The 22,637-nt window shown below is 45.6% G+C and carries 18 protein-coding genes; 2 read left to right on the top strand and 16 right to left on the bottom strand.

The window, feature by feature from the left end:
• Nucleotides 1–19 precede the first annotated feature (19 nt).
• Nucleotides 20–1,366 carry a C40 family peptidase gene (locus A4V09_RS03940; protein ID WP_065544625.1) on the bottom strand — a complete coding sequence of 449 codons (1,347 nt, stop codon included), beginning with the start codon at nt 1,364–1,366 and terminating at the stop codon, nt 20–22.
• Between the two features lie 299 nt (nt 1,367–1,665).
• Here A4V09_RS03940 and A4V09_RS03935 point away from each other — a divergent pair, with 299 nt between their 5' ends.
• Nucleotides 1,666–2,697: a 3-deoxy-7-phosphoheptulonate synthase gene (locus A4V09_RS03935; protein ID WP_065541195.1), complete on the top strand. Its 1,032-nt coding sequence runs from the start codon at nt 1,666–1,668 to the stop codon at nt 2,695–2,697.
• A 144-nt stretch (nt 2,698–2,841) separates the two neighbouring features.
• Here A4V09_RS03935 and xerD read toward each other — a convergent pair whose 3' ends face one another.
• The 9 genes from xerD to A4V09_RS03885 all read right to left on the bottom strand — a co-directional run bounded on the left by xerD (nt 2,842) and on the right by A4V09_RS03885 (nt 12,008).
• Nucleotides 2,842–3,726: a site-specific tyrosine recombinase XerD gene (xerD, locus tag A4V09_RS03930; protein ID WP_065541194.1), complete on the bottom strand. Its 885-nt coding sequence runs from the start codon at nt 3,724–3,726 to the stop codon at nt 2,842–2,844.
• Between the two features lie 281 nt (nt 3,727–4,007).
• Nucleotides 4,008–4,577 carry a stage II sporulation protein M gene (locus A4V09_RS03920; protein WP_065541192.1) on the bottom strand — a complete coding sequence of 190 codons (570 nt, stop codon included), beginning with the start codon at nt 4,575–4,577 and terminating at the stop codon, nt 4,008–4,010.
• Nucleotides 4,578–4,770: 193 nt separating this feature from the next.
• Nucleotides 4,771–6,330: a ribonuclease Y gene (gene rny / locus A4V09_RS03915; RefSeq protein ID WP_065541191.1), complete on the bottom strand. Its 1,560-nt coding sequence runs from the start codon at nt 6,328–6,330 to the stop codon at nt 4,771–4,773.
• A gap of 128 nt (nt 6,331–6,458) precedes the next feature.
• Nucleotides 6,459–7,070: a regulatory protein RecX gene (locus A4V09_RS03910; protein ID WP_065541190.1), complete on the bottom strand. Its 612-nt coding sequence runs from the start codon at nt 7,068–7,070 to the stop codon at nt 6,459–6,461.
• A 141-nt stretch (nt 7,071–7,211) separates the two neighbouring features.
• Complete coding sequence (gene recA, locus A4V09_RS03905) at nt 7,212–8,345, bottom strand: recombinase RecA (protein WP_065541189.1); 1,134 nt, start codon at nt 8,343–8,345, stop codon at nt 7,212–7,214.
• Between the two features lie 362 nt (nt 8,346–8,707).
• A complete protein-coding gene (locus A4V09_RS03900; protein WP_065541188.1) occupies nt 8,708–8,965 on the bottom strand; it encodes a spore coat protein in 258 nt (85 codons plus the stop codon).
• A 13-nt stretch (nt 8,966–8,978) separates the two neighbouring features.
• Nucleotides 8,979–9,164 (bottom strand): hypothetical protein, encoded by a 186-nt coding sequence (locus tag A4V09_RS03895; protein ID WP_065541187.1) that lies wholly within the window; start codon nt 9,162–9,164, stop codon nt 8,979–8,981.
• A gap of 86 nt (nt 9,165–9,250) precedes the next feature.
• On the bottom strand, nt 9,251–11,251 hold the full coding sequence (locus A4V09_RS03890; RefSeq protein ID WP_065541186.1) for an FtsX-like permease family protein: 2,001 nt from the start codon (nt 11,249–11,251) through the stop codon (nt 9,251–9,253).
• Nucleotides 11,241–12,008 carry an ABC transporter ATP-binding protein gene (locus A4V09_RS03885; RefSeq protein WP_065544624.1) on the bottom strand — a complete coding sequence of 256 codons (768 nt, stop codon included), beginning with the start codon at nt 12,006–12,008 and terminating at the stop codon, nt 11,241–11,243. The genes A4V09_RS03890 and A4V09_RS03885 overlap by 11 nt, the downstream gene beginning before the upstream one ends.
• A gap of 443 nt (nt 12,009–12,451) precedes the next feature.
• Here A4V09_RS03885 and A4V09_RS03880 point away from each other — a divergent pair, with 443 nt between their 5' ends.
• The gene (locus A4V09_RS03880; RefSeq protein WP_065541185.1) at nt 12,452–14,416 is read left to right on the top strand and encodes a sodium-translocating pyrophosphatase; all 1,965 of its coding nucleotides are present in this window, start codon (nt 12,452–12,454) and stop codon (nt 14,414–14,416) included.
• A 62-nt stretch (nt 14,417–14,478) separates the two neighbouring features.
• On the opposite strand, the gene A4V09_RS03875 is transcribed toward A4V09_RS03880, so the two are convergent.
• The 6 genes from A4V09_RS03875 to recN all read right to left on the bottom strand — a co-directional run bounded on the left by A4V09_RS03875 (nt 14,479) and on the right by recN (nt 22,635).
• Nucleotides 14,479–15,495, bottom strand: coding sequence for a sensor histidine kinase (locus tag A4V09_RS03875; protein WP_065541184.1), 1,017 nt, complete (start codon nt 15,493–15,495; stop codon nt 14,479–14,481).
• Nucleotides 15,492–16,160: a response regulator transcription factor gene (locus A4V09_RS03870; protein ID WP_065541183.1), complete on the bottom strand. Its 669-nt coding sequence runs from the start codon at nt 16,158–16,160 to the stop codon at nt 15,492–15,494. The genes A4V09_RS03875 and A4V09_RS03870 overlap by 4 nt, the downstream gene beginning before the upstream one ends.
• A gap of 918 nt (nt 16,161–17,078) precedes the next feature.
• The gene (gene glgA / locus A4V09_RS03860; protein ID WP_065541182.1) at nt 17,079–18,524 is read right to left on the bottom strand and encodes a glycogen synthase GlgA; all 1,446 of its coding nucleotides are present in this window, start codon (nt 18,522–18,524) and stop codon (nt 17,079–17,081) included.
• Between the two features lie 146 nt (nt 18,525–18,670).
• The gene (spo0A, locus tag A4V09_RS03855) at nt 18,671–19,465 is read right to left on the bottom strand and encodes a sporulation transcription factor Spo0A (RefSeq protein ID WP_033141185.1); all 795 of its coding nucleotides are present in this window, start codon (nt 19,463–19,465) and stop codon (nt 18,671–18,673) included.
• Between the two features lie 199 nt (nt 19,466–19,664).
• The gene (gene spoIVB, locus A4V09_RS03850; protein ID WP_456297841.1) at nt 19,665–20,885 is read right to left on the bottom strand and encodes a SpoIVB peptidase; all 1,221 of its coding nucleotides are present in this window, start codon (nt 20,883–20,885) and stop codon (nt 19,665–19,667) included.
• Between the two features lie 64 nt (nt 20,886–20,949).
• Complete coding sequence (recN, locus tag A4V09_RS03845; RefSeq protein ID WP_065541181.1) at nt 20,950–22,635, bottom strand: DNA repair protein RecN; 1,686 nt, start codon at nt 22,633–22,635, stop codon at nt 20,950–20,952.
• Between the last annotated feature and the right edge of the window lie 2 nt (nt 22,636–22,637).

Here is a 22,637-nt window from a genome sequence, read left to right as displayed (position 1 = left end):
TATGTTTGTTACCTCTATTTTAACCTATCAGGCGTCTCACTGCAACTATTGGCATATAAGCGGCATTGTCACTGACTTTGATCCCTCCCTTTGGATAAGGCTGGCTATTGGCAGCATGTACGATCTGACCACCGCCCATATAGATCGCCACATGACCTGAATAGAGGATCAGGTCCCCCGGCTGTGCCTCCGCGTAGGATACCCCTCTGCCGCACTGCTCCTGATCTCCGGTATAGTGCGGAAGACTGATTCCGAAATGTTCATATACCTTCATAGTAAACCCGGAGCAGTCCACACCGTCTGTCAGGCTCTCACCGCCCCACACATAGCGTCTGCCCACAAACTGCAGTGCATAATTGACAACATCCTCACCGCTGATTCTTCCGCTTTCGGAGGTGTTATGCTCCTTAGTATCCGGAGAAGTGTCTGTATCAGATATCTCCGTGTTCTCAGACGTATCTGTACTTTCAGGCCCAGCCGAAGAATCCGGCTCATTTAAAACCGGCCCGCTTTCTTTGTTGCTGTTTGTACCAGAATCCATCACCTTTGGACCGGAGGACTGTTCCTCTGTGCTGCTTCTGGAATTCTCTGCTGCCTGTGATCTTGCTGCCTCCTGCGCCTGTTTTTCTGCCTCTTTCTTTCTGGCCTCCTCCAGACGCCTAAGTTCCTGGTTCTGCTCCTCTATCAGGACTTTATACTGGGATGCCTGGGCCTGCACTGCCTCAAGCTGTGTTTCATAGTCATCGGCCGCCGCCTTTTTCTCATCCAGGGATGTCTCTAAAGACGCCTTCTGCAGTTCCTGCTCATTTTTCATTACTTCCAGTTCCGCTTTCTCTGCAGTCAGCTTTTCAGATAATTCCTTAACCTGTCTGATCGTCTCTGCATATTCCTCCAGGCTTTTTCTGTCGTAGCCATACAGCTTCTCCGTATATTCCGCCTTGTTTAGAAAATCCGATAAATCCCCCGCTTCCAGAATGGAGAGCATCCATGCGGTTTGTCCGCCCTTTTCGTATATGTACTGGATTCTCTTTTTCATGGCCTTATACTGCTTCTGTTCTGCTTCTTCTGCCTCTCCAAGTCTGGTATGGGTCCCCTCTATCTCCGTCTCTTTTCCCGTGATCTGCTCCTTTAACAGGTCAATCTGCGCAAGGACCCTGACAAGCCTTTGATCCAGCTCGTCAACGGCAGAGAGTATCTGCTGTTTCCGGTATTCCAGATCATCTATCTTTTGATTTGCATCCGAAAGTTTTCTGGCATTCTCTTCTTTCTCTGCCTGAATCTCCTCTTCCCGGGCCGCCGATACAGACAACACCTGGCTGCCGCACAAGGTCAGAGCCAATAAAATGCAGACGAGTCTTTTTCTCATAATCCTGTTATTCCCTTCCATATTATTTGTTCTACTGCAATAGAATACATTTTCATTCTATTACAATAGAACAAATATGTCAAGATTTTTTAATATGTCTGTAACATTTTTCTTTCCTTCCGGCTCCGCCTGACAAAAACGCTCCTGTTCACCACCTCCCAGTCCATAGAGTTTTACTCCTTGCAGTTCTAATCTTCACCGCTTAAACGCTTTAAAGCAAAAAATTACTCAAAACTGTCGACAACTGGAAGGTTTTGTATTATAATAGTCAACTAGAAAGTCAAACAAAGGAGATAACTATGAGCTTCAAATTTGTAAAACAACTGCCCTCTCCGGATGAAATCAAGGCACAGGCCCCTGTATCCGAAGAGCTGAAACAGATAAAAGCTAAAAGAGACAAAATGATCTGTGATGTCATCACAGGCGCTTCCGACAAATTCCTTGTCATCGTTGGCCCCTGTTCCGCAGACAATGAAGATTCTGTATGCGACTATACCAACCGTCTCGCAAAGATCCAGAACAAAGTAGAAGACCGCCTGGTACTGGTTCCCCGTATTTACACCAACAAACCCCGTACTACGGGAGAGGGCTACAAGGGTATGCTGCACCAGCCGGACCCGGAGGCAAAACCGGACGTACTGGCAGGCATTCTTGCCATCCGCCATATGCATATCCGCTCCCTGCAGGAGACAGGACTCAGCTCCGCGGACGAGATGCTATACCCGGACAACTATCACTATCTGTCTGACCTGCTCTCCTACGTGGCAATCGGCGCCCGTTCTGTGGAAAACCAGGAACACCGTCTTATGGTAAGCGGCCTGGATGTTCCTGTTGGTATGAAGAACCCCACCAGCGGGGATTTCTCTGTTATGCTCAACTCCGTAGTTGCCGCACAGCAGGGCCATGACTTTATCTCCAGAGGATGGGAAGTCAAGACAGAAGGGAATCCGCTCACCCACACCATTCTGCGAGGTGCGGTGAACAAACACGGCAACACTCTTCCCAACTACCATTATGAAGATCTGCAGCTTCTTCTGGAAATGTACAATGACCGTGACCTGGAAAATCCCGCTGTCATTATTGATGCCAACCATGCCAACTCCGGCAAGAAATACGAACAGCAAGTCCGCATTATAAAAGAAGTGCTGCACAGCCGCCTGGTATCCCGTGATATCCGCCACCTGGTGAAAGGTGTCATGCTTGAAAGCTATCTGGTATCCGGCTGCCAGAAAATCGGTCCTGACCATATTTATGGAAAATCCATCACAGACCCCTGCCTTGGCTGGGAGGAAACAGAAAAACTTCTCTATACCATTGCAGAGCTGTGCTAAACCATAGAATGCAGGCTCCGTGAACGTTCTTCGGACATAAACAAAAGGCATTTGTATCCAACTTTAAAATAGGGATACAAATGCCTTTTTCGTAAATTTTTCCCAAAAAGAAAGGATCCGAAAACTCATCTCTTTTCGGGTCCTCTATTTTCTCGGATGTGCCTTCAGATACACATCTCTGATCTTGTTCACATTCATATTCAGATAAATCTGGGTTGTAGATATATCAGAATGCCCCAGCATCTCCTGTACACTCTTTAAATCCGCACCGTTCTGCACCAGGTGGGCTGCAAAGGAATGCCTAAGTGTATGAGGTGTTATATCCTGCTGAATCCCTGCAGAGGCTGCGTATGTCTTCAGCACCTTCCAAAATCCCTGCCTGCTCATGGGTTTTCCGGAACAATTAACAAACAGGCAGTCGCTTTCTTTATGGCTTAAAAGCTCCTCCCTCGCCTGCTCCAGATATTCCTTCACCGCCTTTTTCGCCGCGTTTCCAAAAGGTATTACCCTCTCCTTTTCGCTGGCCTCACAGGTGATATATCCCAGTTTTAAATTTATATTTTCCAACTTCAATCCAATCAGCTCGCTCACCCGGATTCCTGTAGCGTATAAAAGTTCCAGCATTGCTTTATCCCGGACACCCTTGGCTGTATTTTCCTTTGGCTGGTTCAACAACAAATCGACTTCTTCTACAGTAAGAATCCCAGGCATCTTCTTTTCAATCTTAGGCGCCTTCAGTATGTCTGCCGGATTCTCCAAAAGCAATCCCTGCTGACAGCAATACTGAAAAAAAGCACGCATTGACGCGATACTCCTGGAAATAGTGGAAGCGGCAAATTTCTCCCGCTCTAGATACATCTCAAAAGAATTCAGATTCGTGGCAGTCACATTCTGAACCCTGTCCACTCCTTCATTCCCCAGAAACTGTTCCATCTTTCGCAAATCCCGTTCATAGGATACTTCTGTATTTTTGGAAGTGCCTTTGGTGTTATGTAAATAGGCTATAAACTCTTCAATCTCGCACTTCATGTATGATTATCCCTCGTTAAGTTTTTTATTTCATTCCGCATTCCAAGTCCATAAGTTTTCCCAGAATGACACAGCATTTATCCGCTGTTCCATGAAAAAGGCCACACCTTTCCAAATCATAATGAAATTATATATCAACTTCCATAGAAAAAGCAAACGGATTTTTCCAAAGATTTTCTTGTTTTTCAGGCTTTTTTTACATTTCCACAACATATCGAAAAAGCACTAATTATGTCTACCAGATGTGGTAAAATTTTAATTGTTAATTTTTTGTTAATTTTTTATAAAAACCTCTCAATTACAAAACTCAACACATTTTGATTTACATAACTTTCCATAAAAAGGGCAAGCAGGAATAAGATACCAATACCTGTCATAAAAAACAGATACGCTCTGTAATCCGCCCTCACCCGGATTCCCTTTCCCCAATACTTCTGGCTCATCTGCACAATAAAGAAAAAAAACAGCAGCACAGAAGGCACATAAAAAATCCCCTGCGGAAAAAAACAGGCAAGCGCCGCTCCAATCCCCCGGATCCCATACTCCATCAAAAATACCGTCATCAAGTTCCCGCCCAAAAAACCCAGCCAAAGCAGACCTCCCAATACCAAGGGAATCCCAAAAGGTGTCACACCACTGATCATATAAAGCAGAAACCAAACCCCTCTTCTCTCAAACAACCGCAGAAAAATCCCGCTCCCCGAAATACTCCCCGCCGCCCGGTCCGCCATATAAACCCCCAGCAGACTAGTCTGATACCCGGCATAATTCCTCAAAAAATTACTACACAGCACCCCCACCACAAATCCCCCCAAATACAGAAGGAAAAACACATTCAAATATTTTTTCATAATCTCACCCTATATATTCTATGCCCCTCCCACCACACTTAGTACCCACCTACTTCTACTGCTTCTCTCTTTCCACAGACGCTCCCCACCACACCGACCCGTTTACCGTCCCTCCCCAAACAAAAAAAATGCAGAACCCCGCAATGACATAAAAAAATATCATCGCAGCATTCTGCACCTCTCTCAGTCCAGCCTACTTTGCATAATCTACAACGCGGCTCTCCCGAATCACATTAACCTTAATCTGTCCCGGATACTCCAGTTCAGCTTCAATCTGTTTTGAAATACTCCGTGCCAGCAGCACCATATCGGAATCTGTTACATGTTCCGGTACTACCATCACTCGAATTTCCCTACCTGCCTGAATAGCAAAAGATTTGTCCACTCCTTTGAAAGAGTTTGTTATGTCTTCTAATTGTTTTAATCTGTTGGTATATGTTTCTAAAGTTTCTCTTCTAGCACCAGGTCTTGCTGCGCTGATCGCATCAGCAGCCTGTACAATACAAGCCACCAGTGATGTAGGTTCCGTGTCCCCGTGATGGGATTCCACGGCGTTGATAACAACCTGGGACTCTTTATATTTTCTACATAAGTCAGCACCAATCTGAATATGGGAACCTTCCACTTCATGATCGATGGATTTTCCGATGTCATGTAACAGACCTGCACGTTTTGCCATGCGAATGTCTGTCCCAACTTCACCCGCCAAAAGGCCGGCAAGCTGTGCCACCTCAATAGAATGCTTTAATGCATTCTGGCCGTAGCTGGAGCGGAATCTCATACGTCCCAGCAGACGGATCAATTCCGGATGAATACCGTGTACGCCAACTTCCAGGGCAGCGGATTCACCTTCTTCTCTCATCATGGTCTCTACTTCTTTTTGTGCTTTTTCTACCATCTCTTCGATTCTGGCCGGATGGATTCTTCCGTCCACAATCAGTTTTTCCAGCGCAATACGTGCTACTTCACGCCGGATCGGATCGAAACCGGACAATACGACTGCTTCCGGGGTATCATCAATAATAAGATCTACACCCGTAAGTGTTTCCAGAGTTCGGATATTGCGTCCTTCCCTTCCGATAATACGGCCTTTCATTTCATCGCTTGGAAGCTGTACAACAGAGATTGTAGCTTCCGACACATGGTCTGCCGCACATTTCTGAATGGCTGTCACCACGTATTCCTTGGCCTTCTTATCGGCTTCCTCTTTTGCCTTGCTCTCCAATTCCTTGTAGAGCTTTGCAGTGTCAATTTTTACTTCGTCCTCAACAGTTTTTAACAAATAATCTTTTGCTTGTTCGGAGGTCAGACCGGAAATTCTTTCCAGTTCTTGTACTCTCTGGTCATGTAATTCATCGACTTTCTTTTCTTTCTTTTTTAGCTCAGTTTCTTTTGCTGTATAATCTGCTTCTCGTTTTTCCAGGGCATCGGCCTTTTTGTCTACTGCTTCTTCTCTGGATAAAACACGCTTCTCATACTTCTGAAGTTCTGCACGTCTCTCTTTTGTCTCTTTCTCCAACTCGTTTCTTGTACGGAGATTTTCTTCTTTTGCTTCTAAGAGAGCTTCACGTTTCTTCGTTTCCGCAGTTTTCAATGCTTCATCTATAATGCTTCTTGCTTTTACTTCTGCTGTTCCGATTGTTTCAGCGTCTTTTTCCGTTTTTTTCTTAACCGAAATGTTGGCTGTAACAGGAACCGCGATCAGCAGCGTGATTACCACAGCAACAATTGCAACTATTACATAGATTGCCACAGGAGCACCTCCTTATTTAATTTTCATTGTACAAATACAACAGTTTAATTTTATACTGTTTTTACTGAAAAGTCAACATAAAACCTTTTTTTCTAAAAGACAAGTATGTGAAATCTGTCCAAGATTTTTCAGCAAAAATCTTCTTTTTCTTTTAATACGGACAAAATATCAGAGGAGGAAAAACCTTTTCTCATTAAATAGCCGTAGATTCTCTGCTGTTCTCTGTCATCCATGGGGCCGTCACCCCTTCTTCTCTTCCTCACCAGCTCCCGGATGGTGTCCCTGCAGTCACCCAGTTCTGCCTCATCAAGGACTTCCTCTATGATGTTTCTTTCCACACCTTTTTGGGCCAGTTCCATTTTCAGCCGTGCTTTCCCTCTGCCCTCTTTTTTACATTCCACATAATGTCTGGCATATCTTTTGTCATCCAGATATCCAAATGATTCCACATACGCAAGAGCCTCCACCACGGCATCCCTGGGATACTCACTTGACTGCAGCTTTTTCTCCAGCTCTGCCCTGGTCCGGTCCATGCTTTCCAAAAGATGCATAGCACGCAGTTTGGCACGCTTTGTGAGCACCTGTCCCACAAGCTCCTCATAAACCGGCCGGGAGATTTCATGCCCCTCTTTTATTCCATAGCGAGACAGCTCGCCTTTGTATACAACAAAGGCGGGCTGTCCGTCAAGCTCGATTCTATATTTTTGTTTTGTTACCGCCTGTATTTTTGTGACAAGCATTATATTTCCTCATTATGACCGTTCAGTACCTTCACGGTTACAGGCAAAAATCCATACAGAATCGTCTTCCGCGATGAAATTGCCTGGCTCCTGAACGTTTTTTTACGGTCAGCGCAGTAAATGCGCAGACCTGGTCAATAGTTACTCCTCATTTCCTTTCTTTGCACTCTGGACAGCAGATATCTCCGCGGCTTTCAGATCCGGTGCTTTGGCTGCAGAAACTTTGGCATCAGCCTTCTTTTCTTTTGTATCTTTGCTGCTCTCTTTTTCTGTCTTTCCTTCTGTGAGTCCGTAGTGTTCCCGGACTTTTGCTTCCACTTCTTCTGCCACCTCTGGATTCTCTTTCAAATACTGTTTGGCATTCTCGCGTCCCTGGCCAATCTTTCCATCCTTATATGCATACCAGGCGCCGCTTTTGTTTATGATTCCCAGATTTGCCGCCAAATCCAGAATATCCCCGGCTTTTGAGATTCCCTGGCCGAACATGATATCAAACTCCGCCTCTTTAAACGGAGGTGCGATCTTATTCTTAACCACTTTGATCCTGGTACGGTTACCCACAATCTCACCGCCCTGCTTCAGGGCCTCAATTCTTCTCACATCCAGACGGATGGAGGAATAGAACTTCAGGGCACGTCCGCCTGTAGTGGTCTCAGGATTACCGAACATTACGCCCACCTTCTCACGAAGCTGATTGATAAAGATAACGATACAGTTGGATTTGCTGATGACCGCTGTCAGTTTACGGAGAGCCTGTGACATCAGACGCGCCTGGAGGCCCACATGGGAATCTCCCATATCACCTTCAATCTCCGCCCTTGGAACCAGAGCTGCAACAGAGTCCACGATCACAATATCCACAGCGCCGGAGCGTACCATGGTCTCTGTAATCTCCAGAGCCTGCTCACCGTTATCCGGCTGGGAGATATAAAGATTGTCCACATCCACACCGATATGTCTGGCATATACAGGGTCCAAAGCGTGCTCCGCATCAATAAAGCCTGCGATTCCGCCCCTCTTCTGCACCTCTGCCACCATATGCAGCGCCACTGTGGTCTTACCACTGGATTCCGGTCCGTAGACTTCCACTACTCTTCCTCTGGGGATACCGCCCAGTCCCAGGGCAATATCAAGGCTCAGGGAGCCTGTTGGTACAGTCTCCACATTCATATGTAAAGAGGAATCGCCCAGTTTCATAACAGAGCCTTTACCAAACTGCTTTTCAATCTGACCCAAAGCCGCGTCCAGGGCTTTTAATTTATCTTCTTTGACCATTTGTTATCTCCTTTATTTGATTGATCTCATGATTTCTTCTTCTGTCATACTCACGAACTTATGTTCGTATTACTGTTATCATAATAGTACACTTTTTCTTCCTTGTCAACTGTTATTTTCCTGCCTGCAATACGCATCACATCCTTTCTGCGCGTTCTTTTTTAAATGGGGATACCGGCGCAGCGGAATGCTGCTTGAATAGATAAAAAGGCAGAACTGCCCTTGACGGTATGTGTTAAGTATGTAGCATCCGGCCGGATTTGTCAAGAAAAAAGGACACCGGATAAGCACCCGATGCCCTTTGCCGTTACACGAGCCGCTGTCCTGGAACCGCAGCCTTTGCTATTCTGTCAATTGGCCTTTTACTGAGCAGATAACTGTGTCAGTACATTCTTTACATGGCTGACCTCTTCCGGAGTCGCTTTTGCAGCAGGAACGTAATAGCTTTTTGCTCTTGCGATCTGATAAATCTCTTCCTGTGACATTTCTGCCTGGTTTCTCATCTGTTTTAAAGTCTGTTTTAACTGAGCATTTTCTGTCTGAGGAATCATTGCACCGTAATGTCCCAGTTCACCGTTGATACCTACCAGGGTATCTGATACCATTGTCTTATCTGTCATCTCTTCTTACCTCCTACTGTAAAAACTGCATAAGCTGCTGTTTGCTTTCCATTGCTGACTGTGCAGCTTTCTGGAAGAACTGTTTCACCTGGGGATCCTGTGCCTCGTGTGCATAATCCTGCATTTTGCAGTGGCTGGTCTCAAATCCGCCGATCAAATGGCGCAGATTCTGTAAGTCAAGTACTGAAAGTTCTGTCATGACATTTTCCTCCTATTTCTGTTTTGGTGGTTCTAACACCGTTTTGTCTACAGAAATAGTATGGCTGGACAAGGTTTTTCTTATTCTCATTTCCCCTGAATAATTCGTTTGCTGCCCAGATATGTGGTCAGAAAATAACCGCCGTAAATCACAAGCAGGATCAGCGCTGTGGTGAAGATGGAACCAAAACGGTTGACTTCTCCCACTGTTATCATCATGATTCTGACAAACTGCAGGCCAAAAATGGAATGCACCACAGCAAGGCTTAAAGGCATCAGGAAGAATATTCCAATTTGTTTGAAAAGGGAGCGGTTAATCATTCTCTCATCCGCACCAATCTTCCGCAGCACCTCATACCGGTCCCTGTTATCAGAACTCTCGGAAAGTTCTTTCAGAGCCAGTATGGCTGCCCCTGAGATAAGGAATATAATACCCAGATAGATGGCTACAAAAGTGACGATCGTGGAAAGTCCCATACTTGCAGACACAATATCTGTCCTGGTGTTGCTGTAAATCCCCAGTTCCCTAGGAACCGCGTTCATTTTAGTGTCCGCGTCCTCCACACCTTTTTTGTCCTGTCTGGCATAATCGGCTGCCAGAAATCCCCTGTTCCTCCACTCTTCTTTCACAGCGTGGTCAGGAAACACATAAATGCCCGGATTTATACGGTTTGTCATCATCTGTAGAAATCCATCCTGGCATTCCCTGTATTTCGGCCAATAGGATATACCATCTAATTGGATCTTCTCTCCTTTTTTCAGCATTTTATCTCTCTGTATCTTTACATCATCCATATTGCACAGGACCAGATATTCGTCATCCTTCAGGTCATACTGGGCATTCCCGTAGAGCTTTGCCAGCCGGTTGTAATCAGACAGCCGGACTATATCCTCCTCCAGCTCAGCACTCAAAAACATAAATTTTTTTGAAACTTCTGACATATTCTCCCCAAGGGTCAGGCCCATAGTAAGCTGCCCGGTACTGTAAATTCCCATTTCCACATAATCATCCTGCAATACATGCAGATCAAAACCTGCATCCTGCAGTTTATCTGTAACAGGAGTCCCGGCGCTCTCCCCGCTTGGGGGCAGATATTCCACATCTACATCCACCGGTGTCAGTTCCATTAAGGATTCCCGGAAAGAATGGTTGATCCCCAGTCCGCTTGACAGGACTGTAATGGTCATAAAAAGCATAATGCATATGATCGTCATGGCAACTACTGTAGTGTTGACCTTGCTGTTGATCTGCCTGAGGACAAAAGCATTCAAACCCTTCAGATAGTATTTTCTGTTTCTTTGCATCATATGCAGAAGGAAGCCTGACAGGGACCAGAAAAAAAGGAACGTCGCCAGACAGCCCAGCGCAATAATGATCCCGTACATACCTGTATCCAGTTTAGTGGGAATACAGGCCACCAGATAGTAAAGGACACCCAAAAGCGCTACAGAAAAAAGAAACAATACCATGCAGACCGCAGGCTTTTTCATCTTAATCTGTTCTGCCTTCTTTCCTGCGGATAGAAGGTCTATCAGGCTGCATTTTGAGATGCTGATGGTATTGAATACCAGCACTGCCAGATACATAAGTCCAAAATATAAAATTGTTTTGAAAAATGCCGTTTTGGAGAATACGAAGACATAAGACTCCATATCCACCTCAAACATCTTTACCACCAGCACAGACATAAACTGTGCCCCCAGTACACCTATAAACAGTCCCACTGCCAGAGACAGAAGGCCGATGAGAAAAGTTTCCCCCACAAGGATCCTGGATATCTGTCCTTTCCCCATTCCCAGTGTCATGTACACACCAAATTCTTTTTTCCTTCTTCTGATCAGAAAATTGTTAGCATAAACGATCAAAAAGGCCAGGATACAGGAGACAAATACAGAGATGCCGCTCAGCATGGTAACCATAAGTGAAATGATCTCCTTTTTGGAGGACGTCAAATCCGTCATAGCCTGCTGGGAATCCAGTGAATTAAACACATAGAATATAGCAACCCCCAGGATCAGTGTTATAAAATAAATGGCATAATCCTTCAAACTCTTTCTGATATTCTTAACCGAAAGTTTAAATAACATCGTTCAGCTCACCTCCCAGGAGAGTAACTACCTCAATGATACGGTTAAAAAACTCTTTTCTGGTATCCCGCCCCTTCACCAGTTCATTAAACAATTTTCCGTCTTTGATGAAGAGGATCCGGCTGGCATAACTGGCGGTGAACGCATCGTGCGTGACCATGAGGATCGTGGCTGCCATCTGCTGGTTTAAATACTGAAAGTTCTCCAAAAGCATTCTGGCTGATTTGGAATCCAAGGCACCGGTTGGCTCATCCGCCATAACCATCTGCGGATTGGTTATCATGGCCCTTGCACAGGCCACACGCTGCTTCTGTCCTCCTGACATCTGATATGGATATTTCTCTAATATGTCTTCAATTCCCAGCTTGTCTGCAATCTCTTTTACTGACTTATGGATCTTAGCCGGGCTGAAGCGCTGGATACTGAGGGCCAGGGAAATATTTTCATAGGCTGTCAGTGTATCCAGAAGATTAAAATCCTGAAAAATAAAACCAAGCGCCTCTCTCCTGAACTGATTAAGATGGTTTCCTTTAAGTCTTGTTACGTCTATATCATTGACAATGATCTTTCCGCTTGTCACACGGTCTATGGTAGAGACACAATTCAGCAGCGTTGTCTTCCCGCTTCCCGAGGCTCCCATGATTCCCACAAATTCCCCTTCCTCCACGGAAAAACTGATTCCGTCCAGGGCTTTTGTCAGATTACTTTTATTTCCATAATATTTTTCCACATTTGCTACTTCTAATACTGTATTCATAATGACAGCTCCTTCCTTGTTCAATGATCCGTAACTGTTCAGTCCCTTCACAGTCACAGGCAGAATCCATGCAGACTCTCCTTCGGCGATGGGATTTTTGCCTAACTGCGAAACGCTTTCTTACGGTCAGCGCAGTGAATGCACGAACCTGCTGAATAATTAGGATGATATTATTATACAGCCATTTAAAGATCCATCCCATTGATTTAACTTACATTTATCTTGCAGATTTGTAAGGTTTCCCAAACATTATCAGTAAAAATTAGCGGATCACCGAAAAATTTCTCATTTTTTTAAGCTTTTTTATGTATTTTATACATATTTGTTATATAATGATATTATAAAAACTTATTTGTGACAGGACGTACGTCCGCGCCGGGTGAAACTCCTCCGCACCCCTGCACAGCCAAATGTCCTCACAGGGAAAGGAAGGGAATTATATTATGGAACAACTGCTTTATCTTGTCCCTGTTATAGGGATGCTGGGACTACTCTTTGCCTTCTTTCTGACCTGCACCATAAAAAAACAGCAGGCCGGGAATGACAGGATGAAGGAGATTGCCTCCTATATTCATGAGGGGGCACAGGCTTTTTTAATGGCTGAGTACCGGATACTGGTTATTTTCGTTGTGGTCTTTTTCCTGATACTGGGGATTGCACTGAAAAGCTGGATGACAGCCGCCGCTTTTCTTATGGGAGCGCTTTTCTCCTCCATATCAGGTTACTGCGGCATGCAGGTGGCCACAAAAGCAAATGTGCGCACAGCCGGTGCTGCAAAGGAATCCGGCATGAAACAGGCACTCTCCGTTGCTTTTTCAGGTGGTTCTGTGATGGGAATGTGTGTGACCGGCCTGGGACTTCTGGGCGTCAGCCTTGTATATCTAGTGACAAAGGACGCAGGCATCATCTCCGGTTTTGGCCTGGGAGCCTCCTCCATCGCCCTCTTCGCCCGTGTAGGCGGCGGTATCTATACAAAAGCTGCGGATGTGGGTGCTGACCTGGTTGGAAAGGTGGAGGCCGGTATTCCTGAGGATGATCCCAGAAATCCGGCTGTTATTGCCGATAATGTAGGGGATAATGTAGGAGATGTGGCAGGTATGGGGGCCGATTTGTTTGAATCCTATGTAGGTTCTCTGGTGTCTGCCATCACGCTGGGTCTTATTTATTTTAAAGGCTCCGGCGCGGTGTTCCCGATGGTACTGGCAGGCGTGGGGATCCTGGCCTCCATGGCCGGAACCTTCCTGGTAAAAGCCAGCAGCAGTACAGACCCGGGTAAGGCGCTGAAAGTGGGGACCTATGGTTCCAGTGTGATCGTCCTGGCCCTTTCCCTTGTGTTAAGCCATATGTTCTTTGGTGATTTTAAAGCGGCTATTGCCATGATCAGCGGACTGATCGTTGGACTGCTGATCGGTATCTCGACAGAATACTATACTTCCGGTGACTATAAACCGGTGCAGAAAATTGCCGCCCAGTCTGAGACAGGAGCAGCGACCACTATCATCAGCGGTCTGTCTGTAGGAATGCGTTCCACCATGCTTCCCATTCTTTTTATTGCAGTGGGCATACTGGCTGCCTATCATTTCAGCGGATTGTACGGCATCGCGCTCTCAGCGGTAGGGATGCTATCCACCGCAGGTATCACCATTGCCATTGATGCTTACGGACCTATTGCAGATAATGCTGGTGGTATCGCGGAGATGGCAGGGCTGGAGGAATCTGTGCGGAATATTACAGATAAGCTGGATTCTGTGGGCAATACCACGGCTGCCATGGGCAAAGGTTTTGCCATAGGCTCCGCAGCGCTCACAGCTCTGGCGCTGTTTGTCTCTTACGCGGAAGCGGTAAAGCTGGATACCATTGATATTTTGAACCCACAGGTTATTGTCGGACTGCTTATCGGCGGTATGCTGCCGTTTTTGTTCTCCGCCCTGACTATGGACTCAGTTTCCAAGGCTGCGAATAAGATGATCGAGGAAGTGCGGAGACAGTTTAAGACCATTCCGGGCATTATGGAAGGGACAGGGAAGCCGGATTATTCTTCCTGTGTGCAGATATCCACACAGGCGGCTTTGAGAGAAATGATGGTTCCCGGCATTATGGCTGTGGCAGCTCCGCTGCTTGTGGGGCTGGTCCTTGGGCCGGCAGCACTGGGCGGGCTATTGGCAGGAGCACTGGTTACCGGTGTGTTAATGGCTGTATTTATGGCAAATTCCGGCGGGGCCTGGGATAATGCCAAGAAGTTTATTGAAGAAGGCGCCCACGGGGGCAAGGGCAGCGAAGCGCATAAAGCAGCGGTTGTTGGTGATACGGTGGGCGATCCCTTTAAGGATACTTCCGGGCCTTCCATCAATATACTGATCAAATTGATGACAATTGTGGCGGTGGTATTTACACCTCTGTTCCTTTGATGTGATCAAAAACAATAAAATATGGGCGGGCCGCTTTGGCGGTTCCGCCCTATTCCGGTCTCTCACTCCAGAAAACTGGTCATGCTTCCCTTGGGAAAGTCTATGAACACTTCACATCCTTCTCCCTCCCTGGAAGTGAGATAAATCCTGTGTCCCATTTTTTCACAGAGTTTTTTGCAGAGATAGAGGCCTATGCCTGTGGACTTTTTACCGGAACGGCCATTAGATCCTGTAAATCCCTTTTCAAAAATACGGCCCTGATCCATGGCAGGAATCCCCATCCCGTTGTCTCTCATACAGAGGATAACCTTTTCCTTTTCTGTAACTGCATACCACTCAATTACCGTTCTGCCTTCTCTCCGGTATTTTATGCTGTTAGCTAATATCTGATTCAGAATATAGGCCAGCCACTTGCTGTCCGAATACACAGATGCGTCTAAATCATGAAGATCAATCATGAATTTTCCTTTTATGAGAGCTTTCTTATTTTTTCGTATCACTTCACGGGCCAATTCTTCCAGGTTCAGTTTTTTCAGAATATAATCCTTTTCCACATAATTGCTCCTGGCATAAAAAAGGGCCTGTTCTGTGAAGTCATCTATTTTGTCAAGTTCCTCCGTAAGGCTGTCACTATAGCTGTCCCTGTTGTTTTCCAGAATCATTTTCCCGGTGGCAATGGGAAGCTTTACTTCATGGACCCACAGTTCGATATATTCTTTATACTCATCGCTCTTGCGCCTATACTCCCCCACGCGCCAGTTCATGGATTCCATCATTTCCTGAAGTGTTTCATACAAAAATCTTCCCTCCAAAAAACCCGGGCTTTCAAGCAGCTCCGGAAGGAGGTATTTCTGGTCCAGATGTGCCAGATGATTCTCCACTGTTTTGTAAAAACTGCGCTTTCTCATATAATCTGTACACCATACAACAAACCAAATACTGACAAATGCGCATCCCACCAACAGCAGGTAAAAGCCGGGAATCATGACCAGCACCCCAAAGAGGAGGATCACGGTCAGCACTGCCAGCAGCAGGGTAAACTGCAGCCAGCGCTCTTTTAAATATTCTCTCAGACTCATTCCAACAGATACCCCTGCCCTCTCTTGGTGTGGATGACACCCTTCTGCCCAATGGATTCCAGTTTTGCCCTAAGCCTGGTAATGTTCACGGTCAGGGTATTGTCATCCACAAACAGTTCACTGTCCCAAAGGTCATTGATCATCACATCCCTGGACACAATTTTTCCCTTATTTTTTGCAAGACAGTACAGGATCCTGCTCTCATTTTTCGTCAGGTCTGCCTCCTTGTCCCCAGCTTTTGCCACTCCCCGTGAAATGTCCAAAATAAAGTCACCGCAGGATATCTCTTCTGACTCCTGCAGTACTCCCTGGCTCCTCTTCAGCACTGCCTCCACATGGGCCAGCAGGATCTGGGGATTAAAGGGCTTTGCTATAAAATCATCTGCCCCGTAATTGAGACAGAGAAGTTCATTCATCTCTGTGTTCTGGCTGGTGATGATAAGAATGGGTATGGGGGAGTACTTTCTTATCTCTTTGCAGATATACTTTCCGTCTGCCTCAGGCAGGGAGAGGTCCAGAAGCAGGATTTGGCCCCCTGCACTACAAATCTCTTCCACTGCATGTTTGTAGTCCGTGATCTCTTCTGTCTCATACCCGTGCATTTTGAAAAACAGTGCCAGTTCAGTGCGCAGTTTATCATCATCTTCCGTCAAAAGAACTTTCATTTCTATAATCCACCTTTCTGCGAAAGGCACCGATAGGGTTATGAAACCCTTCATCTGCTTTCCGCTTTCTAAATCTATTTTCCTTCTGATATTATTCACTTATAAGACTGACACACTACAGAACACGTGGAGGTGAGTGGCGGGGCTGTATAGCGGTGACCTGGCATTTCTATATGTTGTCGGTCATCCGTTAAGGCATCAATGAATGGCGCATACCGTAGCCCGTAAACTTATCTCTTCCAAAGTCGACTCGATTTTGCCGGATGACCAGTCACTGTCAGTTTTATAACAATTAATCTTCAGGAGGTTATTTTGTGTCGTTTGAAATTCTTAAAAACAACTGCTGCGGACCTGATGTCCACAAAACATGGATCTTTGCCTGTATTGGTATTACTGATTCCCACAGTCGTACAGAGTATAAGCAAGCTCGCTTTTCCTCCTTTTCCAAGGGATTACAGCAGTTATGTCACTGGCTTCTGTCATTGCCATCTGTCGTATGCTCCTGACCGCTATCTGGCACATACTTACAGATTTAAAACCTTATACATCAGAAGGCTTTCTTGAACAACGTCTTTGAACGAATCAAAAGTCTTGCCTACTTCACAGGCACTTAATCTGCTTAAACAACGAGGAGTTCTTGGGTAACCTCTACTTCTTTGTTTCAATTTACCTTTTTTCTGTAATACCAGTACAGCGCTGCACAAGTAATACAATAATCTGCCCCCGCTATCCACAACAAGTGCACGCCTGCAAAGACAGCCGTAGTGCCAACTACGCCGTGGCTTCGCAGGCGCACACCTGACGCGGATATCAGCTGTTTACTGCAGGACTTATGCAACGCCGTACTAGAAAACCGGACACAGCCTCTGCCGTATCCGGTTCATTCTCAATTTTATACCAGAACTTATAAGTTCCCTGTCATGATCCAATCAGCCAGTTGTACATTTCCTCATACTGGTTCGCAGAATTGGACCAGGAATAATCCTTGGCCATTGCGCGGTCAATCAATTTGTTCCACTCGCGCTTCTTATCGTAGTATACAGACTCTGCATAGCGAATCATACTGAGCATCTCATTGGCACTGTAATTCGTAAAGCTGAAGCCTGTTCCTGTACTTTCAAATTCATTATATGGTTCTACTGTGTCTTTTAAACCGCCTGTCTCACGCACGATGGGAATGGTTCCATAGCGAAGGCTCATCAGCTGGCTCAAGCCGCAGGGCTCAAACAGCGACGGCATCAGGAACGCATCACATGATGCATAGATTCTGTGAGACAATGCATTGTCATAGAAAATATTGGCGGACACCTTGCCTTGATATTTCCATGCAAAATGGCGGAACATATTCTCATATCGTTCTTCACCAGTTCCCAGCACTACAAGCTGGATCGCATCCTGGCACAGCTCATCCATTACATAAGCGATCAAATCAAGGCCCTTCTGGTCTGTCAGACGTGACACGATACCGATCATCATAGCCTTTGGATCCTGGTTCAGACCCAGTTCGCTCTGCAGAGCTGTCTTGTTCTTTACTTTTTCTTTGCGGAATGTCTTCGCATTGTAATTCTTCGCAATCATACGGTCAGTTTCGGGGTTGTATTCATCATAGTCGATTCCATTTACGATACCGCGCAGGTCATGGGCGCGGGCACGAAGCAGTCCGTCCAGTTTTTCTCCGTAAAATTCTGTCTTGATCTCTTCTGCATAGGTATTACTCACAGTTGTTATGGCATCCGCATACACCAGTCCGCCTTTTAAGAGGTTGCCGTCCTTATATGACTCCAGCTTGTCAGGGGTAAAATAATATGCCGGAAGTCCGGTCAGCTCTCGGATCGTCTTAATATCCCAGGTACCCTGAAACTTCAAATTATGTATGGTCATGATTGTCTTAATTCCCTGATAAAAGGTACCTTCCTGGAACCTGTCTTTTAAATATACCGGTATCAGTCCTGTCTGCCAGTCATGGCAGTGGATCACATCGGGCCTGAAATCGATCACCGGTAGAATGGATAGCGCGGCTTTTGAGAAAAATGCAAATTTCTCAATGTCAAAACGGATATCACCATATGGCTGGTATCCTGAAAAATAGTATTCGTTATCAATGAAATAGAACTGAACACCGTCATATTCCATCTGCATGATGCCCACATATTCTCTGCGGTAGCCTATGTCCATATAAAAATGTGTAACATACTGAAGCTGGTTCTTAAACTCTTCCTTCATGCACATGTATTTGGGGATAATCACCCGCACATCAAAATAATTTTTATCAAAGCACTTGGGCAGCGCGCCGACAACGTCAGCCAGCCCTCCTGTTTTAATAAACGGTACGGCCTCTGAAGCCACAAACAATATCTTCTTCACTGAAATACCCTCCTTCAGTCAGGCAACTCCAAACAAACCTCCCAAGTCTGCCATGCCTGCATATTTTAGACAGTATCTCAACCTGCCTATTATAATGATTATACCCTATTTTCAGTGCAATGAAAAGTGCTTTTTGCGGCGGCTTTTTATTTCTTGTATTCTAATCTGATTTTATCTGCAATTAAGGCAATAAATTCTGAATTGGTTGGTTTGCCTTTTCCTGTGCTCACGGTATAGCCAAACAGCTCGTCTATGGTATCCATTTTCCCTCTGCTCCAGGCCACCTCAATAGCGTGTCGGATTGCCCGTTCTACGCGGCTGGGTGTTGTCTGGTGTTTTTTGGCTATGGTCGGATATAAGATCTTGGTAATGGAATTGAGCATTTCCATGTCATTGACAGAGAGAATAATTGCGTCTCTTAGGTACTGATAGCCCTTGATATGTGCCGGAACACCAATCTCATGGATGATGTTTGTCACATCTGCTTCCAGATTTCTCTCGAAATAAGTACCCTTATCCTCATATGCATTGACTTTGCGCAGTTCCTTCACTCTTGTGTCCCTGGACTGCCTGATGTGCTTGATGCGGGACAGCAGCATCTTGTTGTCAAACGGTTTCATAATATAATAATTGGCCCCCAGATTAAAGGCATCTTCTGTGATCTGTTCCTGCCCAACAGCGGATACTACAATAAAAGCGGGATGTTTTTTCAGGTTGCCGTCCCTACCGACACGTTCCATCACGCTTAAACCGTCCACTTTCGGCATTATGATATCTAAAAGTACAACGTCTGGTTCTTTTTCTCTGATTATATCGTATATATCGGCGCCATTGTTGGCATGACCTACCAATTCCAGCTCTTTATCTTCATTGATGAGATTCCCCAGTAAATCCAACATTTTCTCATTATCATCTGCTATAGCGACATTTAACTTTTCCATAACTCGTCCTCCATGTCATGTTGCTCTTTTTCTTCAGTAAATGACGGGCGCCCTGTTGAATCGTCATTTCTGAAGACTACTTGTATTATATTATCAGTTGTTTTCATAATCAAGCTAAATCATCTTACAACTTTCACCGTATTGCGCCACATTCATCATTTTTTCGACATTCAACCTGATTTTGCAGATATTTTTTTGCCTAATCTTCCAGCATTTTTTCAATAAAAATGCCGTAGCCTTTGGTAGAATCCTGTACAAAAACATGTGTCACAGCGCCAATCAGTTTTCCGTTCTGAACAATAGGACTTCCGCTCATGCCCTGAACGATCCCTCCGGTTGCTGCAAGCAGTTCCGGATCGGTCACCTGTATGGCAAAGGCTTTGTTTGTGTCCGCCTGGTCTCTGTAAATATCCGTGATATTTACCTGATATGCCTTTACCCCGCCTTCCAAATCTGCCAGAATCTGCGCCTCCCCGGTCTCTACCTCCTGTTTGTAGCCCACTTCCATGGAAGTCAGGGGAAGCTTATACATGCATCCCTCACTGACAGAGCCGAATATGCCTTTTTCCGTATTGCTGTCAATGGTTCCTATCTTTTTGCTGTCTTCATAGTCAATGTAACCTGAAAGTTCACCAGGATTACCTTTTGTCCCTTTTAATACAGATACGATCTGTGCCTGATACAGCTCCCCGCCTGATATATCGAGAAGTTCCCCTGTGTCCGTATCACTGATCCCATGGCCCAGCGCACCATAACTGCCGTCCTCCTCCACATAAGTCATAGTCCCGATTCCCTGGGTATTGTCCCTTACCCAGATTCCCAGCTTATACTCCTGGTCTTCACCTAACACCGGATCAATGGAGATAGGCACTTCCTCCTCCCCGCGTCTTACAAGAAGTGTCACTGGTTTTCCCTCACAGTCATGAATCTTGGAAATCAAATCTTTTTTGGAAGAAACAGCTTCCCCATCCACCTGCAGGATGTAATCCCCTGATTTGGCAATGTTAGCGGCCGGTTCACAGGGAATTCCGTCACTGCCTATGATTTCCCCTGTATCCACGATCAAAACACCCTGTGTGTCCATATAAAGGCCTATGGGCATACCGCATACAGATACCCACTTGTCCTCCACAGTCTCCACTTTCACATCCTTCAGCGGAACTACTCCAAGCAGGCTGCAGGGAATCCGGTAGGTGCCGCTGTCCGCCACGTTCAGGGTGTCCGGATAAGTGACCAGAGGATTATCCAGCATTTTGCTGATCCCATCCTCATTTCCTGAACGGACATACAAGTTGTCCGGTATGGAGTCTTTAACCTCCTTATATCCCATTGTGCCGGCTGCAATAATATCTGCTATTAAGAATACGAAAAGAAGGCGCCGATAATTACGCTTTTTCGACAAAAAATCACATCCTTTCATAATTTTTTTAAAAAAGAAAAAAGGATACACTCTTGTGTACCCTTTTTAGTATGTGATGATTCATCTATTTCAATCTTGTATTTTTTTGTTGACGTGCCAAATCTTTCATTTCAGAAGCATTGGATAATACGGCGTCCGTGATCCTGTCACCGCCCAGCATCCTTGCAAGTTCTCTTACAGACTCCTGCCTGCCGAGCTTCTGTATCCTGGTCCGTGTGCCCATATTTTCCACATTTTTTTCAATCAGAAAATGAAAATCCGCCTGGGCCGCGATCTGGGGCAGATGGGTGATGCACAATACCTGATGCTGCCTTCCGATGACCGCCATCTTTTCTGACACCTTCCAGGCTGTTCTTCCGCTGATCCCCGTGTCAATCTCATCGAAGATCAGAGTCTCCTTCTCGTCCTTGTCAGCCAGAATGGTCTTGATAGCAAGCATGATCCTGGAAAGCTCACCGCCGGATACCACCTTTGTCAGATCTTTCACCGGTTCCCCGGGATTGGTGGATATCATGAAGCAGATACGGTCCACACCGTTTTCCGTGAAGACTTCCTTTTTAGCAAAATCAATACGAAATTCCACTTCCAGAAAATTCAAATCTTTCAGCGCCTGGGTTATCTTGCGTTCCAGCTTACCTGCCCAGGTTTTTCTGGCTCTTGTCAGAGCTTCGCTTTTCTTTGTGAGTGCCTCCGCTTTCCCGGACAGCTCATGTTTCAGCTGCTCTTTGTAATGTTCAAAGTTCCGGAGACGTTCCAGTTCTTTTTCTTTCTCTTCTTTATAAAGAAAAACATCAGAAATGGTTTTTCCGTATTTTGCCTTTAAATGATTCACCAGGTTCAGTCTCTCCTCAAGCTGTAAAAACTCTTCCTGGGAGAAAGAGAAATCATTTAGATAAGAGGACAGTTCCCTGTTAAAATCACTTAAAAGCGCATCCACATCACTCAATGAGGCGTACAGCCCGGAAAGATTTTCGTCAAATTCTGTAACCTGGGCAAGGCGCCGCACAGCTCTTCCGATCCTGTCCGCGCTTCCATCCCTCTCATATCCGGTCTGTTCATATATCTCATCCAGTGCTTCCGTGATTTTTTTACTGTTTATCAGGCGGCGGTATTTTGTCTCAAGAGCTTCATCCCCGCCTTCCTTTAACTGGGCATCCTCAATCTCACCAATCTCAAATGCAAGAAAATCCATCTCCCGCTTCCGCTGTTCCTCGTCAAGCTGGTAGGTGGAAAGCTCCTTTTTCATATCTGCATATTCTCTGTACAGCTTAGCTGTCTTTTCCCTGACCGGCCAAATATCCTCCCTGCCATAGGCATCCAGAATATCCATTTGTTTTTCCGGATATAATAAGGATTGGTGTTCATGCTGACCATGGATATCCAGCAGATAAGAGGCAGCTTCTTTAACCAGAGATACGGTACAGGTTTCCCCGTTAATTTTGCAGATACTTCTGCTTCCGGTGATTTTCCTGCTGATAATAATCTGCCCATCTTCAGGAAAAATATCCATGGCCTTCAAATGTGCCGCTGTTTTTTCATTCACCTCGAAAACCAGCTCCACAAAAGCAAATTCCGCGCCGTCCCGTATCATCTCTTTGGAAGCCTTCTGTCCCAATGCCAGATTGACGGAACCGATGAGGACCGATTTACCGGCGCCTGTCTCACCTGTGAGAATATTCAGGCCTTCCGCAAAATCCACTTCTATCTCGTCAATCAGCGCCAGATTTTTTACATGTAAATGTACCAGCATAC

The organism is Blautia pseudococcoides (genome assembly GCF_001689125.2).
In the GTDB taxonomy this organism is placed as follows: Bacteria; Bacillota; Clostridia; order Lachnospirales; family Lachnospiraceae; genus Blautia; species Blautia pseudococcoides.
This window is presented reverse-complemented; position numbering and strand designations above follow the sequence as displayed.